The 24,920-nt window shown below is 44.2% G+C and carries 26 protein-coding genes and 1 tRNA gene; 3 read left to right on the top strand and 24 right to left on the bottom strand.

The annotated features are described in order from the left end of the window. Positions 1-176 precede the first annotated feature (176 nt). The 13 genes from Q0G26_RS02410 to Q0G26_RS02350 form a co-directional block, all read right to left on the bottom strand. On the bottom strand, positions 177-3,473 hold the full coding sequence (locus Q0G26_RS02410) for an autotransporter outer membrane beta-barrel domain-containing protein (RefSeq protein ID WP_293828249.1): 3,297 nt from the start codon (positions 3,471-3,473) through the stop codon (positions 177-179). A 273-nt stretch (positions 3,474-3,746) separates the two neighbouring features. Continuing rightward, entirely contained in the window at positions 3,747-3,974 is a 228-nt protein-coding gene (locus Q0G26_RS02405; protein ID WP_293828247.1) for a hypothetical protein, read from the bottom strand. 25 nt (positions 3,975-3,999) lie between these two features. Continuing rightward, positions 4,000-4,998 carry a nucleotidyl transferase AbiEii/AbiGii toxin family protein gene (locus Q0G26_RS02400; protein WP_293828245.1) on the bottom strand — a complete coding sequence of 333 codons (999 nt, stop codon included), beginning with the start codon at positions 4,996-4,998 and terminating at the stop codon, positions 4,000-4,002. After that, positions 4,995-5,609 carry a DUF6088 family protein gene (locus Q0G26_RS02395; RefSeq protein ID WP_293828243.1) on the bottom strand — a complete coding sequence of 205 codons (615 nt, stop codon included), beginning with the start codon at positions 5,607-5,609 and terminating at the stop codon, positions 4,995-4,997. Before Q0G26_RS02395 ends, Q0G26_RS02400 begins: the two co-directional genes overlap by 4 nt. A 745-nt stretch (positions 5,610-6,354) precedes the next feature. Beyond that, the gene (locus Q0G26_RS02390) at positions 6,355-6,642 is read right to left on the bottom strand and encodes a helix-turn-helix transcriptional regulator (RefSeq protein WP_366517724.1); all 288 of its coding nucleotides are present in this window, start codon (positions 6,640-6,642) and stop codon (positions 6,355-6,357) included. Positions 6,643-6,882: 240 nt separating this feature from the next. Continuing rightward, positions 6,883-7,689, bottom strand: a complete 807-nt coding sequence (locus Q0G26_RS02385) for a hypothetical protein (protein ID WP_293828239.1) — start codon at positions 7,687-7,689, stop codon at positions 6,883-6,885. Between the two features lie 88 nt (positions 7,690-7,777). Continuing rightward, positions 7,778-8,266, bottom strand: a complete 489-nt coding sequence (locus tag Q0G26_RS02380) for a hypothetical protein (protein ID WP_293828237.1) — start codon at positions 8,264-8,266, stop codon at positions 7,778-7,780. A 53-nt stretch (positions 8,267-8,319) separates the two neighbouring features. After that, complete coding sequence (locus tag Q0G26_RS02375) at positions 8,320-8,445, bottom strand: hypothetical protein (protein WP_293828235.1); 126 nt, start codon at positions 8,443-8,445, stop codon at positions 8,320-8,322. Further along, positions 8,438-8,659: a hypothetical protein gene (locus Q0G26_RS02370; RefSeq protein ID WP_293828233.1), complete on the bottom strand. Its 222-nt coding sequence runs from the start codon at positions 8,657-8,659 to the stop codon at positions 8,438-8,440. The genes Q0G26_RS02375 and Q0G26_RS02370 overlap by 8 nt, the downstream gene beginning before the upstream one ends. 401 nt (positions 8,660-9,060) lie before the next feature. Further along, on the bottom strand, positions 9,061-9,690 hold the full coding sequence (locus tag Q0G26_RS02365) for a hypothetical protein (RefSeq protein ID WP_293828231.1): 630 nt from the start codon (positions 9,688-9,690) through the stop codon (positions 9,061-9,063). A 231-nt stretch (positions 9,691-9,921) separates the two neighbouring features. Continuing rightward, the gene (locus tag Q0G26_RS02360) at positions 9,922-11,355 is read right to left on the bottom strand and encodes an aspartate ammonia-lyase (protein WP_009146231.1); all 1,434 of its coding nucleotides are present in this window, start codon (positions 11,353-11,355) and stop codon (positions 9,922-9,924) included. Between the two features lie 184 nt (positions 11,356-11,539). Then, on the bottom strand, positions 11,540-12,112 hold the full coding sequence (locus tag Q0G26_RS02355) for a carbonic anhydrase (RefSeq protein ID WP_293828229.1): 573 nt from the start codon (positions 12,110-12,112) through the stop codon (positions 11,540-11,542). A gap of 35 nt (positions 12,113-12,147) precedes the next feature. Next, positions 12,148-13,182: an alcohol dehydrogenase gene (locus Q0G26_RS02350; protein ID WP_366517723.1), complete on the bottom strand. Its 1,035-nt coding sequence runs from the start codon at positions 13,180-13,182 to the stop codon at positions 12,148-12,150. A gap of 232 nt (positions 13,183-13,414) precedes the next feature. On the opposite strand from Q0G26_RS02350, the gene lgt reads away from it, so the two are divergent. From lgt to Q0G26_RS02335, 3 genes are all read left to right on the top strand, one after another. Then, positions 13,415-14,230, top strand: coding sequence for a prolipoprotein diacylglyceryl transferase (gene lgt, locus Q0G26_RS02345; RefSeq protein ID WP_293828225.1), 816 nt, complete (start codon positions 13,415-13,417; stop codon positions 14,228-14,230). Positions 14,231-14,307: 77 nt separating this feature from the next. Further along, positions 14,308-14,384 (top strand) — tRNA-Arg (locus Q0G26_RS02340). A 152-nt stretch (positions 14,385-14,536) separates the two neighbouring features. Beyond that, positions 14,537-15,145 (top strand): nucleotidyltransferase family protein, encoded by a 609-nt coding sequence (locus Q0G26_RS02335; protein ID WP_293828223.1) that lies wholly within the window; start codon positions 14,537-14,539, stop codon positions 15,143-15,145. Here Q0G26_RS02335 and Q0G26_RS02330 read toward each other — a convergent pair. The 11 genes from Q0G26_RS02330 to Q0G26_RS02280 form a co-directional block, all read right to left on the bottom strand. Further along, a complete protein-coding gene (locus tag Q0G26_RS02330; RefSeq protein ID WP_293828221.1) occupies positions 15,111-16,517 on the bottom strand; it encodes a nucleobase:cation symporter-2 family protein in 1,407 nt (468 codons plus the stop codon). The two genes, Q0G26_RS02335 and Q0G26_RS02330, sit on opposite strands and share 35 nt — an antisense overlap. 421 nt (positions 16,518-16,938) lie before the next feature. Beyond that, positions 16,939-17,907 carry an XdhC/CoxI family protein gene (locus tag Q0G26_RS02325; protein ID WP_293828219.1) on the bottom strand — a complete coding sequence of 323 codons (969 nt, stop codon included), beginning with the start codon at positions 17,905-17,907 and terminating at the stop codon, positions 16,939-16,941. Next, positions 17,904-18,716 carry a selenium-dependent molybdenum cofactor biosynthesis protein YqeB gene (yqeB, locus tag Q0G26_RS02320; RefSeq protein ID WP_293828217.1) on the bottom strand — a complete coding sequence of 271 codons (813 nt, stop codon included), beginning with the start codon at positions 18,714-18,716 and terminating at the stop codon, positions 17,904-17,906. The genes Q0G26_RS02325 and yqeB overlap by 4 nt, the downstream gene beginning before the upstream one ends. 3 nt (positions 18,717-18,719) lie before the next feature. Next, positions 18,720-19,421, bottom strand: a complete 702-nt coding sequence (gene yqeC, locus Q0G26_RS02315; protein ID WP_293828215.1) for a selenium cofactor biosynthesis protein YqeC — start codon at positions 19,419-19,421, stop codon at positions 18,720-18,722. Between the two features lie 93 nt (positions 19,422-19,514). Further along, positions 19,515-19,934: an OmpH family outer membrane protein gene (locus Q0G26_RS02310; protein ID WP_293828210.1), complete on the bottom strand. Its 420-nt coding sequence runs from the start codon at positions 19,932-19,934 to the stop codon at positions 19,515-19,517. A 76-nt stretch (positions 19,935-20,010) separates the two neighbouring features. Continuing rightward, the gene (locus Q0G26_RS02305; protein ID WP_293828208.1) at positions 20,011-20,742 is read right to left on the bottom strand and encodes an aspartate/glutamate racemase family protein; all 732 of its coding nucleotides are present in this window, start codon (positions 20,740-20,742) and stop codon (positions 20,011-20,013) included. 10 nt (positions 20,743-20,752) lie between these two features. Further along, positions 20,753-21,478 carry an amino acid ABC transporter ATP-binding protein gene (locus Q0G26_RS02300; protein ID WP_009146220.1) on the bottom strand — a complete coding sequence of 242 codons (726 nt, stop codon included), beginning with the start codon at positions 21,476-21,478 and terminating at the stop codon, positions 20,753-20,755. Then, positions 21,471-22,127 (bottom strand): amino acid ABC transporter permease, encoded by a 657-nt coding sequence (locus Q0G26_RS02295; RefSeq protein WP_249747942.1) that lies wholly within the window; start codon positions 22,125-22,127, stop codon positions 21,471-21,473. Before Q0G26_RS02295 ends, Q0G26_RS02300 begins: the two co-directional genes overlap by 8 nt. A gap of 15 nt (positions 22,128-22,142) precedes the next feature. After that, positions 22,143-22,979 carry an ABC transporter substrate-binding protein gene (locus tag Q0G26_RS02290; RefSeq protein WP_293828205.1) on the bottom strand — a complete coding sequence of 279 codons (837 nt, stop codon included), beginning with the start codon at positions 22,977-22,979 and terminating at the stop codon, positions 22,143-22,145. A gap of 120 nt (positions 22,980-23,099) precedes the next feature. After that, positions 23,100-23,936, bottom strand: coding sequence for a polysaccharide deacetylase family protein (locus tag Q0G26_RS02285; RefSeq protein WP_293828203.1), 837 nt, complete (start codon positions 23,934-23,936; stop codon positions 23,100-23,102). Next, on the bottom strand, positions 23,933-24,790 hold the full coding sequence (locus Q0G26_RS02280) for a polysaccharide deacetylase (protein WP_293828201.1): 858 nt from the start codon (positions 24,788-24,790) through the stop codon (positions 23,933-23,935). The genes Q0G26_RS02285 and Q0G26_RS02280 overlap by 4 nt, the downstream gene beginning before the upstream one ends. Positions 24,791-24,920: the final 130 nt, after the last annotated feature.

Below are 24,920 nucleotides of genomic sequence, written 5' to 3'. Positions count from 1 at the left end.
AAATATCTATTTTGGTATCTTAATCCCCCTATGCCAATCAATAATTTTCATATTTGAAAAGCCATGTCTTACCGAAAATCAGTAAAACATGGCTTTCTCTGTAAATCTGCGTTAGTCCATTACTTATACTTAAAGATTCCCTAGACTAATGCTATATTTTTATTCTTGAGTCTTTATCAGAAGCTGAAGTTGAGGCTCAGGTTGAAGCCTACACCCTTTTGCTTACCAACAGAGCCGTTAACACCAAGGCCCAGTTCGAATTTGTCGGAGTTATTAACTCTCCAGCCAAGCTCCATAATACCGGTATCGCCCTTCATGGAAGGAGCAGGTGCGGAAGCAGAGCCAAGGGTTGTTGCTACAATCGCATTAGATTCACCGTCAAATTCATGCTGCCATGCCAAGCCCGCATAAAAAGCGTTCTTATCGCTAAGTTGATGCGTATATCTTGCACCAAGACGAGTACGCAGAGAGGTTGTAGCATCGAAATCATAGGTTGCGCCAGTGCCTACAGTAACCTTATCACCCTGTTGACGAGTGTAGAACAGCTTGCCGTAGTAGTCAAGGGTATCCTTATCGTTCAGCTGAACAACTTTACCCATGCCAAGATGTGCTGCGTAATAGGTTGCATTGCTGTCGTATTTGATGCCGCCTGCAACAGCAGATTGATAATCGGTGCTCATTCTGCCTGCACGCAGGGAGCCTTCATAATAGAGGCCATCATCATTGAGCTGCTTAGCCATCAGGCCTGCACCCCAGAAGTGTGCATCGCCATCGCCGTGCGTACCATTGTCGAGATAGGAGTCGTAGCTGCCGCGACCGTATTCAATAACAGGCGCAATTAACAGCTTACCGGTATTGTTGTTGATTTTCTTTGCAAAGCCAAGGTTCATGTTCCATGCTTTGAGGTCAACGTGAGAACCGGTATCGAGCTTTTGATTGTTAGCGCTCATGGTGATAAACGGATTAACGGAACCTTCTTCCTCACCGTCAACAGCCAATGCAGCGTTTTCATAGCCTGCAGTTGTCAACAAATCATGTCCCAGATTCAGCATAGTGAGCGCAGCGGACTGTGTTTCAACTGGAGATTTTGCGTCAGCATCAGCATAAAGGCTACCGACACCAGGAGTTGTGCCACCGCCGCCCGGAGGTGTTGTGCCACCGCCACCCGGAGGTGTTGTGCCACCGCCACCCGGAGGTGTTGTGCCATTGATAACTCCGACTAACTTATTGCCATCAGTTCCAACAGTAACCTGTATTCCCTGATCAATTGAGATTAAGCCATCAGTCAAGGTTCCTGTTGTGATATTTTCAGCCTTTAGTGCGCCTGCAGTAATCAGGTTGATTTTATCATTTTCGTTTAATTTAGTACCAAGCTCTACGCCAGCCTTAATCTCTGCGTTATTGATAAGAGCAGTACCTGTTACTTTCAGCATAGTATCGTTAGCAACAAGATCTTTGGTGATAAAGAAGTTGAGCTTATCAAAATTTTGAATGCTTTTTGCTTCGTTGCCTTTTCCAACTACTTCCAGAGTGTTGTTGGTAATATTGGCTTTACTCAGATTATCATAGCCACCGTAAACATCACCCTTGATTTTCGCACCATTTTTGAAAATGACTTTATTATTTTGGATTTTTTCAGATATAGCACCGTCGCTTTCCATATAACCACCATAGACATTTTCATTAACAGTACTATTATCAATAGTTACAGTATTATCCAGGCTGTTGCCTTTAAAGGAATAACCGCCATAAACATTTTTATTAACGCTACTGCCATCTGTGATGCTTATAATATTACCAATGCTATCTTTAGCTCCATAACCGCCATAAACATTCTCATTAACACTACTATGGGCAATATTTACTTTGTTGCCCTCGCTAATTCCTGCTACAGCTACGCCACCGGCAACATATTCGGTTACAACACCAGCACCCTCGATTGTTACTTCATTCTTTTTGCTGTCACCTTGCTCTGAATAACCACCAGCTACACTAAGTTTAACCTTAGAAGCATTAGTAACTCTTACCTTGTTCTCATTGGTGTTCTGAATAGCATAGCCTCCATATACATTACTCATAATTACGCTTCCAGCACCAATTGTAACATTGTTTTTTTCAGCACTGCTATTATTATCATTATCTGCATAACCACCATATACAGTATCTTTAATTGTACCTTCGCTAATCCCTACGCTATTTTCCTTACTATTTGTGTCGCCTTTTCCTCCACATACATTAGCAGCACTGCTCTTGATAATCCTGACAGTATTGCCTTCGCTATTACCTTTTACAGCAACACCACCGGCAACATTAGCGGTTACTACGCTCCCACCATTGATTGTTACTTCATTCTTTTTGCTATCAGCTTTTAAAGAATAACCACCAAAAACATTTTCGCCAACCTCAGCAACATTACTAAAGCTTACCTTATTTTCGTTGGCGTTATGATTAGCATAGCCTCCATAAATACTACCACTTACTTTGCTTCCAGCACTAATTGTAACATTGTTTTTTTCAGCACTGCTATTATTATCATTATCTGCATAACCACCATATACAGTATCTTTAATTGTACCTTCGCTAATCCCTACGCTATTTTCCTTACTATTTGTGTCGCCTTTTCCTCCACATACATTAGCAGCACTGCTCTTGATAATCCTGACAGTATTGCCTTCGCTATTACCTTTTACAGCAACACCACCGGCAACATTAGCGGTTACTACGCTCCCACCATTGATTGTTACTTCATTCTTTTTGCTATCAGCTTTTAAAGAATAACCACCAAAAACATTTTCGCCAACCTCAGCAACATTACTAAAGCTTACCTTATTTTCGTTGGCGTTATGATTAGCATAGCCTCCATAAATACTACCACTTACTTTGCTTCCAGCGCTAATTGTAACATTGTTTTTTTCAGCACTGCCATTATTATCATTATCTGCATAACCACCATATACAGTTTTATTGATGGTACTGTCGCTAATCGTTACATCGTTTTCCTTGCTGCTTGTGACACCTTTACCACCATATACTATACCGTTTACTTCGCTATTAGCTTCAATGATAACATGGTTTTTCATAGCGTCTGCAGCACCGGTGCCACCACCACACACAACATTCCCCAAAGTATTACCGCTAATCGTTACAGTATTCTCTCTGACATTACCATAAAAAGAATATGCACCACATACGATGTTAGTTTCAACAGTACCGGTAATAGTAACATTGTTTTTAAAGACTTCCGGCGGAGACACATTTGTATTATTATAACCACCGTAAACAGCATCATAATTACCAGAGTCCAGCAAAACATTAGCACCTGTTACCATATAAGTCTTGCCATTATCACCAAAATAATTATCTGCCCATGCGCTCGGAATTACCAGTACCCCTCCGGCGCACAGCAGTCCACAAAGAATACCGCTGATTTTTCTTTGCATTTGTTTTTCTTTCATCTTAGCCAAAAACTTCATATTGAAAGCCTCCCTTGAATTAAGATGCAACATCTTCGTTACCGTAAGTATAGCACTCAATAGTCTTCTACACCCCACCCCAACCCCCTATTTCTGGTAGGATGATGGGAGAAAATATAAAATTTTTATAGAAAAGGCGAAAATTTTAATAAAATCACGGCTAAAATACTAATTGACGAGTGCGACTACTTACTTTTATATGGGCATCAAAAAAATAAAGCCTAATGAGTTCACATCATTTGCGTAACTCATTAGGCCTTTCCATATTCTTGTCTATATCTTGTATAATTCGTATCCTTTATCTGTCTTTACCAGCTTACCGGAACTAAGCCATTCATTCCACGCTTTACCGGCAGCCAAAACCAATGCTTTCTTCTCCTCAGGAGTCCTTACCCTGCCACGAGTACGTTTATAGGTTCTTGCTTCCGGTGTTAAATTTCTTAAATCAGTTCTTCTTTTTTGCATCCACGCAGATAAATCTGTTACCTTATCTATACTCATAATCGGCAAGCTCCTTTCAGCGTCATTACAGTGCGTTAATTTCTCTTTCCAATTGATGCACTGCATTCATAACTGTTTCAAATGTTGGAATATCGCCATACAGCATATCTTTCATTGCTTCATAGTCAGCAGCTAAAGCCCTAAAGCGATACTCCGGAGGAACCAGCTTCAAGGTTCCCGGTATAGCTTCCTGATACTTTGCCCAAGCCCTTGGATAAAACTTCATTTTGAAATCCACTACTGTTTTTAATAATTCCAACTGCGCAAAAGCAACTTCCTTCACAGATGACATTGACATACGATACAGGTCATAGTAATGCCGTGAATAACGCTGCGGCATTTCCGAACTTTCAGGTCTGTGGGCTTCATGGTGCAAAATTGTTGCCTTCTCCCAAAAAGTCCGCTCCGGCGCAACAGTCAGTATTGCTGTATCCTTTTGCTCAAAAATTTTTGGATAATATATCGCAGCATATGACTCTATCTGAGCAATTTTTGCAGGTGTCCAAGCTGCCAGTGCACCTATCTCTAAACGAATTACCTGCAATGTCGCCGGATTCGTAAACAAGTGCGGATAAGCAAAAATAACTGTCTGTTTGTCTTTTTCATCTATGTATATATTCGCCTCACAGTCAAGCTCCTTAGAAATCTCTGCTTGAATAACAGGACAAAACTGTTCTGCCAGAAAAACCTCTGCCCTTGCATTTGCTTCTTTGTTAAAAGAATCCTGTTTTGTTTTAGAGCGCTCTTCCCATGGTTCATCCTTGCCATACCCTAGCACACGCCAATCCAAAATAAGATCTATGTCTTCTGAAAAACGGCTGATCAGGTTGAATGCCTTGGAAAGACTGGTGCCACCTTTAAACGTAATAGAATCTTTCCACGGACAGCGATGGAAAAGATAATCAAGCGTAAAACATACCCAAAAATCTTTTTCTACGATGGTATCATTCAATCCCATTTTATCTGCAGTATTTCGAAACAGTTCTCTCCGATCACTTTCCGGCAATCTTGCTACATTTATCATTGAGTGCCACCTCCACACATTTTACGTATCGTATCATAAACCCAATCCGTAGCTTCTGTTGCCTCTTTCAGGCAGGCTTGTTTTTCGTCATCAGATAGCTTTTCAGAAAGTGTCTGTATGATATCCGGCGTTACATTTGATTTACCCAAAGTTTTTAGTGCTTGAATCACCAAGCTCGTCATATAGGATAGGCCTGTAATCTCCTTGTTAGTTCTATGCTTAAACTCCAATTTTGTAGAGTTCCATTCATATGTCTTATAAGGTCCATCGCTGATGTATGACCAAACTGCTGTTACCTGTGTCGAAATTCCCAACAAATTAAGAGCTGTATTTCCACATGGCGCAATAGTCCAATGATAACTTCGTGCCAATGCTTTTGCTACAGCGTCCGGAGAAACAGCTACATATTCATCAAGTAGCTTGCTGTACTTTGGTTTTTCATATACACCTTTTAGTATTCTACGTAATATCCCAGCCTGTGTTAATCTATTCAGATTTCGTCTAATCGTTTCTGGCTCAGCAATATCAGCAAAATCAGAATTCACAAAAACTGCACCATAGTTTGCATTGCTAATTCTATCTTGAATCTGTTTCGAGAATCCTTTTGCCATTATGCTCGCCTCCTTTGTCCCGAATATTATATATTATTCGGGACATTTTTTCAACAGAATTTCTTGATCTTGCCAATAGCATTACCTATTAACGGAGTTTCAATCACCTTCTTACAACCTGAGTATATTCAAAAGCATCAAACACTTTGTCCCGTTTATTGTATATTATTCGGGACATTTTGTGCAATCAATAATCAGATTTAGTCACTCACCAATATTTCATTTTGATTATTACAGTGCTTGCTCCGTTTGGCAATTTAGGAAAAGCAAGAAGAATTAATTGTTTTTTCTCTGCTTTCTGGTATGGTATAACAGATTTTTACTAATTTAATACCAGTATGAGAGTAAACTACTTAAATTTTTTGTGAAAAATAAACTGATGATACTAAAACACCAAATTTAAGACAAATTCAGACCGCCAACAAGCGATTTTGGACGTTTAAATCCTAAAAATTCCCGTTCACGAAGTTTTGCTACTGAAAGGTAGACCTTTAGCGCTACCAACGAGATTAACTTGTGTAAATTCAGAAAAAATAAAGCCTAATGAGTTCACATTATTTGCGTAACTCATTAGGCTTTTACTTTCATGATATTTTATCTTTTTAAAATAAATTCTCCTAAATCATCTTCGACACAAACCTGAACCTATTGCGCTATATCTTCAGCCAGCTTAAGATTCATACCCAGCTTCTTCGCAACATCCAAGATATCCCTTCATACATGAATCTTATCATTATAAAATACCTTAATCTTGTTGATTTCTTTCATTTTCTATCTCCTCAAGTGACATATAAGGCACGTTGCTGAAAAGCTGCTTCAGCTCTTGTTCAACATTCAATGCGATAGCAATTTTAGTCAGAGATAATAAGGAAATTTCACCTGTACTCTCAAAGCGCTTCACAGATCCTAAGCTTACTCCTGATTTCTCACTTAATTTAACCTGCGAAATTTTGCGTCGTTTGCGTACAGTACGAACGCGAGCTGCAATTCCTTTATTAATCTCATCCGGGGTAGCTTCCAAAAAGTCAAACATATTCATAGCTAATATTTTATCCCAAAAGTGTTGTTTTTTGCAAGTTTTAGCTAATATATTATCTATTGTTACTGATAGCTAAAAAGCTAGAAAAATCCTAACTTTCTCCATCAACAATTAAAGTAATCATTATAACATCCTGATATTAGCAAATAGCAAATTGTTTGTCACGAATTATATATATTTTTCGTGGCATTTTACACACTCTACAAGCAACTTCCTTTTAAATTCCTCACTGAGTCAATTTTCCCTAGATTTATCCGGTTTCTTCAGATCATTATTAATCTTCATTACTTGTTCATTTAACCACTCTTCTTGTTTCAGATAATCTTTTTCCTGATTTACAAGCAGTCTGTAACATTCAACTACCTCATTGTCAACACAGTGCGCTTCTATTTGCGCTTTTAGCATACCCATATAAAATTGTAATGCTGTATCCGGAAAGAGTAATTCTGATTGATATTTTTTCTTCATGTTAATTAAAATATTCATTTTTGTATTAGCTAACGTTTTTTTGGCACTATAATATACATCACCATATAATCCATCAAAATCATCTTGTTTATTATTAGCATCAATGTTTTCTTCTTCAGGTATATTATACAATCCTAATTCTCTTAATTTATCTCTATAGAATTTCAACGCACCAGCGGGGAAAAACGTAGAGCCTATCTGCGCCAAACCTAAATCTGATTCTTTTTCTACAGCTTTAATTATTCTTTTATCTTCACCATCTCCCCAATGATAAATAATATATTTATTGTTATCATCCAAATCTCTCTCGTACTGATCAGGCCAAACAAAATCTTTTATGTTTAGTTTACCAATTTTTCTCCAAATTTTATCTTCAAATATCATTATCGTAGATATTATTTTTCCATTCTCTATTTCTTTAATACTACATCCTTGTACAGTTGGCTTTACAGCATATAGTCCAAACATCTTAAATCCTATAGGTATATGCTTTGCTAAGTAAATTAAGTAACCCTTATTTTGATACTTGTCTATAACAACCTCTAAAACATCTCCTTGTTTCAATCTGGCCATTTAATTAACCTCCCTCATATAGTAAAATCAGCCACACATTTAACGTATAATTCAATTGCGCAACTCATTGTAGTAGATTACATAAATTTCATTTTGTTTTCATTAAGATATTCCATTCAGTTGTTCCTGATTTCACATGAAAATTGCTTAACTCAAGGATCATATTTGATTTTTCATATTGCAAATCATTTTTCTTCAGCCAGCCGTTTTTTTCTAAACTTTTATTATAGATTTCTAATATATCCTTTTTTTCCTTAGTGGATTTATTGTGCCGTATAAGCTTTGCACTTTTACTATTCGATTCATATTTATCAGGAGAAGTCTGTGTTAACCATGTAGGTTTTTCAACAACGAATTCTCTTCCGTCAAAATCTCGCTTTTCTATTTTTACTGTTAAATCTGAAACGTACTCTATTTTATATAATTCTTTTTTTAATCTTTCAATTTCTGCAGAATCATCTAACATTGCATTTTTTATAAAAAATATTGCGAACAAAGCAAAAACAATAAGCAGAACATAGTTATTGAATTCACTCCCTCTCCAATGAAGTTTTAAAAGTGTTTCCTTCTCTAACATCTCACAACTCCTCTTATAGTAACCAGCACATCTACAACATAACTTTACTCTGCTTATTTTTTCAATACGTTTATGGTAAGCACAATAATTTTCATACCATTAAACTCCATCAATCCAAATAAATTAATAGCCATATTCTGGCGCGGAATGCACAACCTGCCAAATTTTTCCTTAGGCAAAATAAAAGCCTCCTAACGACCTCACTGTTGCACTTTTAGCCATAGACTGACTAACGCCATGCTGCAGATCATATTCAGCGCGTTTGGAAGCTTGCTTTTGCTCCTTATGAGCAATAATTTGTTGTTGTCTATCTGCCAATACAGCACAGGCGAACGCAGGCAAAAGAAAAACTACCACTATAGCTTTTGACGAAAATACTAATCCATTTCCCACAAAATCACCTACTTAAAACGTTCTGTATAACCAGTAACTTTAGTTAAAATACTCCTAAGATGATTCTATCATATAAATTCCACTTTGTGAATAAACTTGTGATTTAAAGAAATAAATAAAAATTTTATAAGCCTCATTAATAAAAAAAACAGCCTGGAAAAATCCAGGCAAATTGGAACAGAATGCATATGAACAAGGTATACATATTTAGGCATGCGCATTGGGGATGACTGCACGCTATGTACAATTTCATTATAGTGCATTTCTTCACTATTATCAAGTTTATTTTATAAAGTTATAATATAAACAACCTATATTTTCACTTTGTATTTTCAGTTATTTGTTTTATTTTAACGTAATATGCACTTTTTTAACCAATGCCCGCGATCTTCCTATGAACATTACAATCTGCGCATAGCAAATCCTTGCGCAGCATCATCCCACAAAAGCTCCAGCTGCAAATCCGTGAAATATCTTCTCTGCATGCCGAAGGTAGCTTCCGGAGGCATATACTCATACTGACTAAGCAAAATAAAACGTCCGCTGCCGTCCGTGTTAATCTTGGTTACAATTTGCCGCCATTGGTCAATGGCATAACCGTTTTTAGCCAAATCTTCCAAGGTTACATAGGTCACCCATTGTCCGTTTTCCTTACCGATAAGCCAATAACCGCAGTTCTGCTCATGAGCGCCAATAGTAGCATTTATTTCAAAAAATATATTTTCCGGATTTGCTGTAAAAACATCCCGCACCCTATAGCCAACCATTCCCTGCTCCGCAGGAACAAATGTCTTATAAACATCTTTAGTATTTTTGTTCATCAGCTGCAGAGTGCCATCATCAGCAAGAAAGAATTGCACTCCTTCCTCCTCATCACTGATTTCCAGCTCTCTGCTGTTCATATAGAGAAATGTTCCATTATCAGCAGTCAGAAATTCTGCTGCCCGAACCTTGGGAGCATCTGCAAGCAAGCACACGAGGCAAAGTAAAAATAAGGATAAGCAGGAAAATAATTTCTTATGAATACGCATATTCATCGACCTCCTAAATTAGTTTCTGTCATTATAATTATAGCAACAAGAAGCTCTTTTCACCCCACCCCAAAGCATGATTTCGGGTAGGACAGAAGAAATTTTCTTATGCTAAGCAACAAACTTTCCCAAGCTCAAACAAAAAAAGCTGCAGCCTGCTCCCGTACTCAGGAGCATAGCTGCAGCTTTTGCTTTTATTCTACTGTTATAACAGAACTGCTCTCTTGTGCTTTACACCAGTTCTTCTCTGGACTCATGAATCTTCTTCAAAAGCTCCTTACCGGCAATACCCGGTCTGGTCATTTCCGCAGGAGCAAGGATAACATCCAAATCCTCTTTACTCAGCACCTTGCGTTCTATGAGCAGGTCCTTAATGTTTCTGTTGGTTGCCAGCGCCTCCTTCGCCAAAACGGAGCAGGTTTCGTAACCGATATGCGGCAGCAGCGCAGTAACAATGCCCACGCTCTTATCCAGCCATTCCGCACATTGAGCGCGGTTAGCCTTGATTCCGTCTACGCAGCGGGTACGCAGCGTATTAACGGCATTGGTCAGGAAACGTAAGGAATTGAAAATATTATAAGCCATCACAGGCTCCATAACATTAAGCTGGAACTGGCCGTTTTCTACACCGAAGGCCACAGCCAAATCGTTGGCAATTACCTGATAGCAGGTCTGGTCCACTACTTCGGGGATAACGGGGTTAACCTTACCAGGCATGATAGAGGAACCGGGCTGGCGCGGCGGCAACGTAATTTCGCAGAAGCCTGCCCTCGGACCGGAGGCCATCAGACGCAGGTCATTGGAAATTTTAATCAAGGAAAGCGCCGATGTTTTCAAGCTGGAGGACAAATCGGTGAAGATATCCGTGTTACTGGTAGCATCAACAAGATTGTCCGCGGTAGTGAAGCTCTCGCCGGTAACCAGCGTAAGCTGCTCGCAAACTTCTTTGATATATTCCGGATCGGCATTCAGGCCGGTGCCGACTGCTGTTGCGCCCATGTTCATGGTGTGCAGCAGCTCGCAACTGCGGCGGATATAGTTACTGCGTCTGCGCATGGAGGAAGCAAAGGCTTTAAACTCCAGGCCTAAGGTAATAGGCACAGCATCCTGCAGATGGGTACGGCCGATTTTCAGCACATCCTTGAATTCCTCGCCCTTCTTATCGAAGGAATCTGCCAGGTTTTCCAAGGCAATAATGAGCTGTTCAGCACGCATTAGAGCGCAGACACGGATGGATGTAGGAATAACATCGTTAGTGGACTGCGACATATTGGCATGGTTATTAGGGCTGATATAATTATAATCGCCGCGCGGACGGCCGAGAATTTCCAAAGCACGGTTGCAGATTACTTCGTTCGTATTCATATTGAAGGATGTTCCTGCACCGCCCTGAATAGGATCGGTCGGGAACTGGTCGTTCAGCTTGCCGCTGATGATATCATCGCAGGCCTGCACCATAGCATTGCCGATTTTTTCATCTAAAAGACCGATTTTCATATTGGCTAAGGCCGCAGCCTTTTTTACCATACCCAAGGCTTTGATAAAAAGCGGATCGGCAGTATAGCCTGTAATTTGGAAATTTTCCATGGCGCGCATGGTCTGTACACCATAATATGCATTATCAGGAATTTCTAATTCACCTAAAAAGTCGTGTTCTTTACGCATAATACATTTGCCTCCTTCTCCAAAAGCGTGTAAAAGCTGCTTTTAATCGAAATCTGTATTATGTATACATAATACAATTAAGGTGCTGTTCTGTCAAGCGTATTATTGTGAATTTTGAGAAATTAAGTTACAAAAAAGAACTGCCTCAAGACGCTAAGCTCAAGGCAGTCCAAAATAATCTGCTTTAGATAAAATCTACCACACCATTCTCCAGATGATACATAGCACCGATAACGCGCAGGCCTTCCTGATGCTCAACCTTTTGAATCTCTAAGCTTGCTTCGATTTCCGCTTCACAGCTTTTGACATTCAGGCAGGCAGCCTTATACGGGTCGCACTCGTCGCCAATCGCTGCTTTGATTTTATCCGTAATAAATTTGATATAGCCCTCCGGATCATGATTGATTGCAGCATGCACCGCACCGCAATGCGTATGCCCCATAACAACAATCAGTGGTGCTCCCAGATGACTGGCAGCGTATTCGATACTGCCCAGCTGATGTTCATCAATCACATTACCGGCAATGCGGATTACAAACAGCTCGCCGATGCCTGTCATAAAAATATTCTCCGGAATTACGCGGGAATCAGAGCAGGTAATAATAATCGCATAAGGCTTCTGCCCGTTAACCAGGGTTTCCGTTCTCCTGGCCTGCGAAATATCCTTATTGTTGACCTTGGCATCAATATATCTGGCATTGCCTGCTTTTAATTTTTCTAAGGCCTTTGCTGGTGTTGTTGTTATATGCTTAATCATAAAATCGCCCCTCTTATAGCATGCTTTGCAAAAAATCACTCGCTAATCGCTATCTTGATAACTCCGTCTAATCTGTTTTCGAAAATTCGGTAAGCCTCCTCGATATCCGCCAGCTTGAAGCGATGCGTAATCAGCGGCGTGGTATCAATTTTGCCTTCTTCAATCAGGCGCAGAATCTCCGCACAATCACAGCCATCCACGCCACCGGTTTTGAAAATAAGGTTCTTGCCGTACATATCGGGCAGAGGCAGGCTCTGTGCTTCATCATAAAGCGCCACAACCGTCACAATAGCGTTCGGACACGCACATTTCCACGCGAGCTGGAAGGTATCGCGACCGCCGGCAACCTCCAAAACAACGTCCGCACCGCCATGGTCGGAATGCTTCATGACAAACGCTTCGCATTCCGCAGGCTCGCAAAGCAGTACATCGGGATAATACTTTCTGACAAACTCCGCTCTGTCAGCATCCTTCTCACAGATGATAATGCGCTTCGGCTGCTTCAGCATAACGCACAGCAGGGTGCAAATACCAGTCGGACCGGCACCGATAATCAGCACGGTATCCTCCTCGGTGATTTCCGAAATACGTGTTGCCCAAAAGCCGGTAGCAAGAATATCGCCTACAAAAAGCGCCTGCTCATCGCTGACATTGTCAGGAATTTTGTTAAGGCCCTGATCGGCATAGGGTACACGCACAAATTCCGCCTGTCCGCCGTCAATGCGGCAGCCAAGCGCCCAGCCGCCATGAGGATCGGTGCAATTATTGACAAAGCCCTTCTTGCAGAAGAAGCATTCGCCGCAGAACGTTTCTACATTTACCGTCACGCGGTTACCGGGCTTAACGGTTTTTACGTCAGCGCCGACCGCTTCTACCACCCCCACCATTTCATGGCCCACGGTAATTCCCGGCACAGCACGAGGTACCGAACCATGTTTAATGTGCAAATCACTGGTGCAGATGCTTCCCAAGGTTACGCGCACAATAGCATCACGCGCAGAAACAAGCTGCGGCTTGGCCTTTTCCTGCAGAGCAAACTTACCGTGTTCAATATAAGTCAATGCCTTCATCATTTACAGACCTTCTTTCTCTATTTTTGCTTCCATAAAGCTCATATCGCTTCCCTCATTATATCATAATATTGACGCTGTGGATAATGACATAAGCAACATGTCACTCAATACTATATTTACCGTTAAAGACAATAAACACGGCGAATAAAGAAATCACAACTTTTTCGCTGATAAAAATGCCGGAATGTGTTAAAATATTAGTTAGATTTTTTAGGAGGCTTTATCCATAATGCATCAATATCTCTTTTTTATCGGCGATTTTCCCATACGCATGTATGGTCTGATGCTCTGTACAGCAATATTTTTAGCTACCGGCACTGCCTACTTTTTGGCTAAGCAAGACGGACGCTGGCACGAGCACATTTTAGACATCGGTATCTACGGCGGCTTTGCCGGTCTCATCGGCGGCAGGCTGTGGGATGTTTTCTTCTTCGACTGGGATTACTACAGCCATCATCTGCTGGAAATCCCCTTCGTCTGGCAGGGTGGTATGGCCGTGCAAGGCGGTATGCTGGCAGGCATTGCGGCAGGCATAGTTTACTGCAAAATGCATGACATCGACTGGGTAGCTCTGGCGGATATCATTTCGCCTTCTCTGCTTATCGGTCAGTCCATCGGACGCATGGCCAACCTGCTCAACGGTGACGCCTTCGGCACACCTACCGGCGGTAGCTTCGGTATTCTGTACCCGGAAGGCACGCTGGCCTACAAAACCTACGGCCCCGTACCCCTGTGGCCGGCAGAGGTTTGGGAAGGTCAGCTGGATATCGTCATTTTTGCTTTGTTGCTTTTGTTCCGCACCACGAAGCACGCTCGCGGTCAGGCTTTATGCATGTACGCCATGCTTTATTCCGTAGTCCGCTTCTTTTTGGAAATGCTGCGCGGTGATTACGCCGAACCTTGGATGTTCGGACTGAAGTCCGCTCAGGCAACCAGCTTAGGCTTCTTCCTCGTTGCCTTAGGCTTCTTCATTTACTGTGGCTGGCTGGAAAAACATCAGCCTGTTGCCAAAGAAAAAGCTGTCGGCAAAAAATCTAAAAAATAATTTCAAAAAAGTGTTGACAAGAAGCGTACTTTTCGCTATAATATCATTGTTGCTTGAAACAGCAGCAACGCTGATGTGACTCTGTAGCTCAGTTGGATAGAGCGTTTGACTACGAATCAAAAGGTCGCAGGTTCGAATCCTGCCAGGGCCACCACTTGAAACTAAACTCTGTAACTTCGGTTACAGAGTTTTTTTGTTTTTGCGGATAAAATATCTTCTTCCGCTAACCGGCATTCCCCCGCTTGTTAGCTCCTGCTTTCAGATTTATAATAAAGATATATATAATCAAAACCGTGAGGTAGACCTATGAACGAAAAATTTTCTACAATAGCCTGCATCATCCTGGCGTCTGGCGTAGGCCGCCGCTTCGGTGCCAACAAGCTGCTGACAGCCATCGACGGAGCGCCCATGCTGCAGCACATCCTTGATATCAGCCAAGGACTTTTCGCCAAGCGTATCGTTGTTACACGCCACAAGGAGGTTGCAAAAATCTGCGAGCAACAGCAAATCCCCTGCCTGCTGCACGACAAGCCCTATCTGAGCGACACAGTGCGCTTGGGCACAGCTTATATAGAGCAGCATCTGCCTCAGGCCGAGGGCCTGCTCTTCGCCGTTGGCGACCAGCCGCTTTTACAACAGGCTTCGCTTATACGTCTTGCTGAAAGCTTTTCAACACAGCCGCAAAAAATCCATCGCCTGTATTACAAAGAAACTCCCGGCAATCCTATCATCTTCCCTGCAAGATTTGCCGACGAGCTGCAGCAGCTGCCGCAGGATAAAGGTGGTTCCGTACTGACAAAAAAATATCCTGAACTGGTAGTAAAAGTACCGGTTCAGGATATCAACGAACTGCTGGATATCGATACCCAGCAGGATAAAACTAAGCTTGAGCGTCTTCGCCCCTATTCAGAATAACATTCAGCAGAATTGCTACAAAGGCTGCCGGAACAATGCCGGATTCACCGAACATCATGCGCATAGCCTCCGGGCAGTGTGCAAGAATGCCGGGTGTAGCGCCCATGCCGTAGCCAACGCCTAAGGCAACGGAAATAATCGTCAGGCTGCGCGGATTGAGCTTATCCTTGGTAACCAGCTGAATACCGCTGACAACAATCGAGGAGAACATCATTACAGCAGCGCCGCCCAGAACGGATTGCGGCATAATGGAAACCAAAGCGCCCAGCTTCGGAATCAGGCCGCAGAGAATCAGGAATACCGCACCGGTTGCCAAAGCAAAACGGTTAACAATCTTCGTCATCGCAACCAGACCAACATTCTGAGAGAAGGAAGTATTAGGCAGTACGCCGAAGACAGCAGCAATAGCAGAGCCAATGCCGTCACAAATAACGCCGCCGGACAATTCCTTATCGGTAGCTTCACGGTTCAGACCGCTTTCAACAACTGCGGAAATATCACCGACAGTTTCAACTGCGGTAACAACAAACATAATCAATACCGGCATAATAGCACGCATATCAAATACGATATCAACCGGCATAAGCTGAGGCACAGCGAACCAGGAAGCGTTCGCTACCTTATCCCAATGCAATACCCAGGATTTGGTGTATTCCACTCCGTCAGGCGTAACTGCGGTTGTAGGCAGTACAAAGCCCATGAAAATCGCAGCAATATAGCCGGCGATAATACCAAGCAGAATGGAAGAAGAGCTCAAAAATCCCTTAGTGCCATGCTTAAAGAAAAGAATAACGCAAAGCACAAACAAACCAAGCAACAGGTTTTCGATAGAACCGAAGTCCTTCGTCTTGAAGCCGCCGCCAAAGGAATTGATACCTACGGAAATCAGCGACAGACCGATAGACAGTACAACGGTACCACAGACAACAGGCGGGAAGAAGCGACGGATGCGCTTGAGCACAAGACCAAGCACTGCTTCAAAAACACCGCCAATAATCGAGGCACCCATAATCGCGCCATAGGCGACAACACCGCTGCCCAAGGTTGCAACGATACCGGCAAACACGCCGATAAAGCCGGAGCTTGTACCCATGATAATAGGCACCTTGCCACCGCAGGGACCAACGGAATATAATTGCAGCAATGTTACCAGACCTGCAACAATCATAGCATTCTGAATCAAAACAACCTGCAGCTGTTCAAAACCGGCACCGCCGACAATACCGCAGGCACCGCCAATAATCAGAACCGGTGTAAGATTGCCGACAAACATTGCCAAAACATGCTGCAGACCTAAAGGAATAGCCGAGCTCAAAGACAGCTTGCCTTCAAACTTATAGGCTTCCTCAGACAGTTTAACAAACTTAGACATATAAGCACCCCTTCATTTTTTCATGCATCTATTTTATCGCATATCAGGCAATATTGTAAAGAAGATTACAGGAAAAATCCGTATAAATTTTATCAGATAGCATTTTTCGTTCGCAATTTAAGATAATGATATAAAAACGAGCACCTACGACGTACTTTTGCTACGTTGAGGTGCTCTTTTTTATATAGATGAAGTATGTGGGACAATACATTTACCTCATCAGCAGAACGCGGAGAAGGTATCAGAGACGAAGAAGGAGCACCGACGGCGTACTCCCATACTGCTGCTACACCAAAGCATATATAAAATTTCTTCCCCTTTACCTATTAACAGAACGCGGAGAAGGTACCGGAGACGACGAAGGAGGGCCGACGGCGTACTCCCAGTACGTCGAGGCTCTCCTGATGAAGTACACGGTGCTTTATCCACGTTCTGAAACGCGTTCTGCCCTAGTTTGGATTAACTGTGCTGCTATACTCACCGCAATCTCCGCCGGCGTTTCACTGCCTATGTCGATTCCAATGGGCGTAATCACACGAGCGAGCTGCTGCTCGCTGTAGCCATCTGCCAGCAAAGCTGCTCTGGCCATGGCAGCTTTATTTTTGCTACCCATAATGCCGATATAACCGACAGGCGTAGTCAACAGATAGCGCTCCACATTAGCGTCATGCACGTGACCGCGCGTCATAACTACCGCATAATCCTTTGCCGTCAGGCTGCAGACCTCCTGCAGCTTAGTAAAATCAACCTGCTGCACATGCTCCGCCTGCGGAAAGGCTGCGGCGTCCGCAAACTCTTCCCTATCGTCCAGGACGATGCATTTAAACCCGAGATGGCACAAAAGCGGCACCAGCTCACGCGCAACATGACCTGCGCCGAAAACATAAACCGCACCGTCATAATCAAACTGCTCTGCATAATAAGTGCAGCCATCTATATTGATTACACCTCTGCGACCTGCAAGCTGCAGGTCCTTTTTTATTTGCGGTAATGCATTGCCCTCACCCAAAGGCAGTAAAAACCACCAAGGAGCACGTTGCTTCATTGCACTAAGAGCTTCTTCTGCCAAATCCAGCGTTTTCTCCTCCGCAGGCAGATAGCAGAACTGTACCTGACAGCTGCCGCCACAGGCCATGCCTGCTGCCGGAGAAAGGTCAAACGCTTTGACAAAGCTGCCGCCACCGCAGCGCAGACGCTGCTGTGCCAGCTGCTGCGCTGCGTATTCCATACCGCCGCCGCCAATGGTTCCGTAAAGCAAACCCTTTGCTCCGACCAGCATATAGGCGCCGCTGGTACGCGGAGTAGAGCCTTCACTCTCAATAAGTGTAACAAGATAACAAGGCCGTGAGCCCAAAGCCTGCGAGCGTATTCTTTTCATCAGATGCTTCATTTTTCTTTCTCCTGTGCATAACGGCAAACTAATTCCAGGACGCTGCCGGCAATGCAGCGCGCCTTATCCGAAATTGTAAAGCAGTTGGCCAGCTCCTCCTTACGCGGGTCAATATCAGCAATTTTAAAGCCCTTGGTAACAGCAAAGCCATCGCGAATCATGCCGCGAATCAGACCGGAGAGAGTTGCCTTTACCGCCACCTGATTAGCGCCGTCGGTAATAGTTGCAATAGTTTCGCCCTTTTCCACAATGCTGCCTATATCATGAACAACGTGCAGAACGCCTGCGCAGGGTGCGTGCAGCACACGCTCCTTGCTATAGCCTGCGATATTCCCGGGCACACCGCTGTTAGGTGCAGCACTGCCGCTGCGGATAATGCGTCCCAGATTATGACCGCGCTTCGTTTCTACAATTACGTCGACATCTGCGCCCACGCTGAAGCCGGGGCCTAAAGCAATAACCAGCGGTGCCATGGCACTGTTTGTTCCCAAGTTGCGCTTGGCGATAATCGCATCAATCACAATATCAGGCGCAAAAGCACGCACACTATCCGCTGCTTCATCAACCAGCACCGGAACTTCATCATGCTCCCAGACAGCGTCTGCCTCCGCCAGTGAGTTTATCTGACGTGCAGTCAGTCCTTCTACCTGAGCGCTGCCCTGATACACCGCTTCGCACAGCGCTACCTGTCGACGAATCGCCGCAGGCTTGGCGCATTCCAGAACCAGCACCTTAAAGCCTGCTCCCCACAAGCGATGGATAACGCCTGTTGCCAGGTCACCGCCACCGCGTACAATAATCTTCAGCATTTGCTATTCTCCCCTTCCACGAAGCCATATTTTTCGCTCGTCCATGCCTGCACTCACTAACAGCCGACGTATTTCTTCCTGTTGCGCTGCTTTTAGCAGGTCACATTTATTCAATACAATATAATAAGCACGTGTACCGACATTTTTGCGTGCTCCCTGCTCTGAAAGCAACAAAGCAGTCAGCATTTGTTCATCAATGACAGAATCTAAGCTGCAGCCCAAAAGCTCTGCCGCCAGCTGTGGACGCTGGCAAGCCTGCGCCAGCTGGCGGCCCAAGGCGTCCATGCCTGCAACAGCCAGTACCATATCACAGTCAGGCAAAAGCACAGGCTCATGCGCTGCCGGTGCCTTGCAAGGCTTATGTCTGGAACCGTCGGCTTCACACAAAATCACGTCAGCCTGCAGCTGCAGCTCGTTATACAAGCCTTGCGGCGGTGCTGTCAGCTTACCTGTTGACAGCTCCGGTGTACCGATAACAGCATAACACCCCTGCTGCCATAAGCTGTGTACCGCTGCTGCATCAGCAGCAAAGCTGCCGTCCGCAGGCTGCAGGATATGCGTACTCGTCAGCACCAGCACCTTGCGTCCGCAGGCTGCCCAAGCCGCTGCCAGCTCATACATAACCGTCGTTTTACCGCCGCCACCGACAAGGCAGATAGTATGTTTTTTCCCGTCATTTACAAAATCAAAGGGACAATGCGCCATCTGCTTCACCTCACACCAAATTTACTTTTATTATAACACACTCATTAAAAAAGGCTGTCGCTTGCCTGCGACAGCCTTCAATAACGATAGTTTTTATTTGCCTTGAGCAACAGCAGCGATAACTTCTTCAGTCAGGTCCTTGCCGCCGAATACAACAGCACTGGCATCAACTACATTATTAATACCATGAGCCTTTGCTACCTGGCCAATAGTTTTGCGGATTTTTTCGCGAATAGGATTCAGCAGGGAAGCTTCCTTCTTATCTACCTGAGCAGATAATTTTTCTCCCAGCTCACGTCTGCCCTTGTCATCAAGGTTCGGAGCCTTTTGGTTGAATTCATTTTCAGCCTTTTGGCGCTCCAAATTAATAACACTCATAGTAGTCTGAATATCAGGATAGCTACGGAAAACACGTTCAACATTTACATAACCCAAATCTTCCGCAAAAGCGCTGGTTGCGCAAGCTAAAGCCATAACCAAAGCCATAATCAAAGTCAATAAGCTCTTTTTCATTAAAACAGTAACCTCTCTTCTTAAGATTTTAGTACTGATATTATCTTACACTATTTCCTATGGAAAAGCAAGCTGTTTATAATTGGCCGCTCTGCCACGTCCGTTTACGCAACGGCGGCGCAGGATAAGCCTTGCGGCTTGTTTTTAGCCCCTGGCGCACAAGGCATTCTGCCAGCGCCACCGGTGCCACCGCCGGGTCAACAACCGGAACGCCAAGACGCTCACTGAGCGGGTGCGCCAAACCTAAAAAGGATAAGCAACCCAAAAGCAGTACATGCACTCTGCCTGCCACCAGCAAATTTTTGCCGGCTTCTGTAAGCAGGTCCAGCACTCGCTCACGCTCTGCCCACAAATCGACACCGCGGGCCTCAATGCCGCCGATTGCAGCAATACGCGCAGGATCAACGCCGCACTGAGCGACAAAAAGCTGCTTTTCTGCATAGCGTGTCGTATCTGCCAGCAAAAGTCCGGCCTGCCTGCCTACAAGCGGAGCCAGAAGACAGCTCGCCTGACCACCGCCAACTACTGGTATGCTTACCACCTCACGGCAGGCATCCACCGCGGGATCACTAAAGCAGTACAGCACGACTGCATCATAGCCTTCGCTTTCCGCACGCACGGCCATTTTGATAATCTCAGGTGCCGCAAGCGCAGCATCCAGAGCAGAATCAATTTCGATATGATTTTCAACAAGGCACTCCATGTGCAGCTCCACATCAGGACCTACATGCGCACTGAGCAGATGACAGCGTGCTGCCATCTGCTCAGGAGTAACCCCAAAGTCAGGATTAATTATAAATATTTTCATTCGTATATCCTTATACCAAAACAGAAGCAAGGAACTTCTTCGCGCGTTCCGTTTTCGGATGATTGAATACTTCATCCGGCGTACCGCTTTCAATCAGGTAACCGCCGTCCATAAAATAAACTGTATCAGATACGTCCTTGGCAAAACCCATTTCATGGGTAACCAGAACCATGGTAATACCGGTATTGGCCAGTTGCTTGATAACATCCAGTACCTCCTTGACCATTTCCGGGTCAAGTGCGGATGTAGGCTCGTCCAAAAGCAGCACCTTCGGCTCCATCGCCAAAGCACGCGCAATCGCTACACGCTGCTTCTGGCCGCCGCTCAGACGGCTGGGATATTCATTGGCTTTGTCGGAAAGATTAACCTTGGCCAACAGCTTCATAGCCTTTTCTTTGGCCTCCTGCTTGGACAGACCGTTGACTACGCGGGGAGCGTAGGTCATATTCTCCAGAACAGTCATATTGGCAAAAAGATTAAAATGCTGAAACACCATGCAGGCATTCTTGCGGATATCTTCAATTTTAATTTTGGAATTTACGATGTCCTTACCTTCGAATAAAATCGCTCCGCCGGTAGGCTGCTCCAGCAAATTAATACAACGCAACAGCGTAGATTTTCCTGAACCGGAAGAACCGATAATAGTCACAACCTCACCTTTTTTTATTGTCAGGGAAACATCCTTAAGGACCTCTAAATTACCAAAGCTTTTAGACAGGTGTTGAATCTCAATCACTGACGCGCACCTTCTTTTCTAACAAACCGCCCAAAAAGTTCAGGGCCATAACCAAAACATAATAAACAGCAGCAGCTACGATAAAGGCTTCAAACGCACGGAAGGTTTTGGCCTGAATCAGATCCGCCCAACGCAGCGTATCGGCAACACCGATAACGGAAACAAGGCTGGAATCCTTCAGCAGCATAATGCTTTCGTTTACCAGGGAAGGCAAAGCATTCTTAATAGCCTGCGGCAGAATAATATCCAGCAGGAAGCGATGCTTAGGCACACCCAAGGACATTGCGCCCTCCCACTGACCTTTGTCGACAGCAAGAATGCCGCCGCGCAATGCTTCGGAAATATATGCGGCACTGTTCAGGCCAAAGGAAAGCACGCCTGCCTCCAAAGCAGAAATAGTATAGCTCGTCAGCTGCGGTGTCGCAAAGTAAATCAGCATCAGCTGTACTAAAAGCGGTGTACCGCGGAAGACCGAAATATAAACCTTCGCCAGGAAGGAAAGCACTCTGTTCTTGGACAAGGTTATCAGCGCCAGGATAAAGCCGCCGAAAAAACCCATAATCGTAGAGAAGAAAGTAAATTTAAGCGTAATCCAGACAGCGGTTGCCAAAAGCGGTATATAAGGCTCCAGAACGGAAAAATCTAACATCTGCTAATTCACCTCTTACAGCTTAGCAATATCCAGCTTTGCAATTGCAGCTTCGTATTCTTTAGTGCCTTCTTCACCCAAATGAGCTACGAGAATTTTGTGCAGCTCGCCGTTGGTACGCATTTCCTTCAGGATTTCGTTGATTTTTTCAACATCCTTGGAATCCTTCGGCAGTGCAATAGCAAAGGTATCGTCTTTCACTACAGCTCCTTGCAGAACGTGCAGCTCCAGATCAGGATTTTGTTTTACAAAAACAGCAGCTTGGGAAGAATCAAACAGACCTGCAGCCAGACGACCGTTTTTAATATCCTGAACAACCAGCGGAGTGGTATCCATTTCAACAACTTCGATACCGCCTACAGCCTTCAGCTCTTTAGCATAGGTAGTACCCATAGAAGCACCGGCTTTTTGGCCCTTCAGCTTATCCATAGCGTCATAGCCTGCACCTTTTTTGCAGAGAATAGCCTTCATCGGGAAATAATAAGGCTTGGAGAAGGATACAACCTTTTCACGCTCAGAAGTTGGGGAAATTGCGGAGATAATAACATCAGCACGACCACTTTGCAGAGTCGGCACCAGAGAAGCGAATTTCATATCGGTGAATTCGATTTTCTTGTTCATCTTCTTGGCGATGTAGTGAGCGATATCAATATCAACACCTTGGTAATCCTTGGTGCCTTCCTTTACGGATTCAAACGGCGGGAATGTGGAGTTGATAGCAACAACCCATTTGTCACCCTTGCCTGCATCAGCTGCAGCATCTTTTTTCTCGCCACCGCAGCCTACCAGCATCATAGCCAGCATTGCTGTTGCCAGGAAAGCAAAAATACTTTTCATTGTAAACTTTTTCATTAGAAAAACCCCTCTCAATTTTTAATATCTGTTTACTCCGTACATTTAATGAGTAAACTTGCTCATATAATGAATTATTATACCATAGAATTAACGACACTGCCAACAGAATTTTTTAATTCAGTAACGAACCTCAATGTCATAGCCCTTCTGCTTTAAAACATGTTTAGCACAGGCTTCGTCAGTAGTAATCCAGGCTCCATTTTCTTTTGCATAATGAATAAATGAACGCAACGCGCGAACATATCCCGGACGTCCGATAAACTGCGGATGCATAACGAAATTAATGATGCGACCTTCGTCTGCCAGTCCGTCAAACTCATCCTGCCAGATCTGCACCATTTCGCGTCCGCTGCGCAGGTAATAATGCTCAGGATGCTGCAGCGTATACATGTCATAGGAGGTATCATCAACAATGCCATCCTTCGGCAGCTCCACGATAGGTATTTCCTTGCCATCCATCTGCAGCAGAAAAGGCCCGTCATTGTTGCGCCAGTTGGAGGAATAAATACAGCCGCGATCCAGCCACAGCTGCTTATGAAAATCATGCACGATACCATCAGGCATACGCACACCTACAGGACGTTTGCCGGTAAGCTTGCGGAAGATAGCGTCAACCTTATCCATCAGTGCATTTTCTTCTTCGTAAGTATCCTTTACTTCATGCAGATAACCGTGATAGCCGATTTCATGTCCCTGCGCTGCAATATATTGAATGATTTCCGGATGAATCTCAGCAGTATAGGCAGTAGTGAAAAAGGTTGCCTTAAGACCTTCCTCATCCAGCATTTTCAGGATGCGCGGCAAGCCCTGCTTCGTAGCATAAAGACCGCGGGACATGTGCACCAAATGACGTTCATTGATATCGTTGCGTGTAAGCCACAGCGTTTCCGCATCAATATCAAAGGAAAGCAGTAAGGCTATGCGCTTATTATCAGGCCAGTTCCAGTTCATCATGCTTCGCCTCCTTCCGCACGTTTAGCGTAAAAATCTTTTACATAACGTGCTACCTCTTCGCAGCTTGCAAACCATGCGCCGTTCGCCTTCATATAGGCGATAAAGCGCTCCAGCATGCGCACGCGGCTACTGCGGCCGATAAGCTGCGGATGCAGCTTGAGTACGAAAACTTTGTCGCCCTCATTAGCAAGCTCGTCAAAATTATCCTTCCAGATATCGTAAACGTAGTCCACCGGATAGCTACAGGTGATAGTAGCTTCATCCGCATAGGAAAAATAGAACCAGGAAAAATCATCCAGTGTCGGCTCAGTAGGAAGCTCCACAATCGGGTAGTCATCATGCACATACGCCCAGTCACAATCCTTAAGCGTAGAACCGTATAAATATCCACGTTCAGCCATCAGCTGCATGGCACAGTTTGGCAGTAAATCCAAAGGACCGCGATAGCCGACAACCTTGCGTCCGCTAATTTTCTCCAGAAGCGCCTCACTCTTAGCCATGTTCTCTCTTTCTTCGGCAGCAGGCATATCTACAGAAGCTTCATGCAGATAGCCGTGATAGGCAAGCTCATGGCCTGCGTCCGCTATTTGCTGCACCTTATCGGCGTAAAGCTCCGCAATGCGGCCGGGAACAAAAAAGGTAGTTTTAAGCTGTTGGCGTTCAAGCATATCCAGACACCGCTTTAAGCCCTCATCAGGACCGTATTGGCCCCTGCTGGTATCTGAAAAGCCGATGGTGCGCTTGCCGATTACAGATTTACGCAGCAGCTCCGCATCAAAATCAAAGGTAACCATAACGGCGATACGCTTGCCGTCAGGCCAAACCATACCGTCACCATTTTTTAAAGTAAACATTCTTACCTCCTTGAGAATTATTCAAACTTATTCAGTGAAATGAATCCGCATTCCTAGTAACTATTTAATTATGTCACTATAAGCAGATAAATGTCAACTCACAGAAATTAAAAACGCAGGCCATACGACC

This window comes from uncultured Phascolarctobacterium sp., from assembly GCF_934190775.1.
Classification (GTDB): domain Bacteria; phylum Bacillota; class Negativicutes; order Acidaminococcales; family Acidaminococcaceae; genus Phascolarctobacterium_A.
Note: the sequence above shows the minus strand (reverse complement) of the source record. Positions and strands in the feature narration are given on the sequence as shown.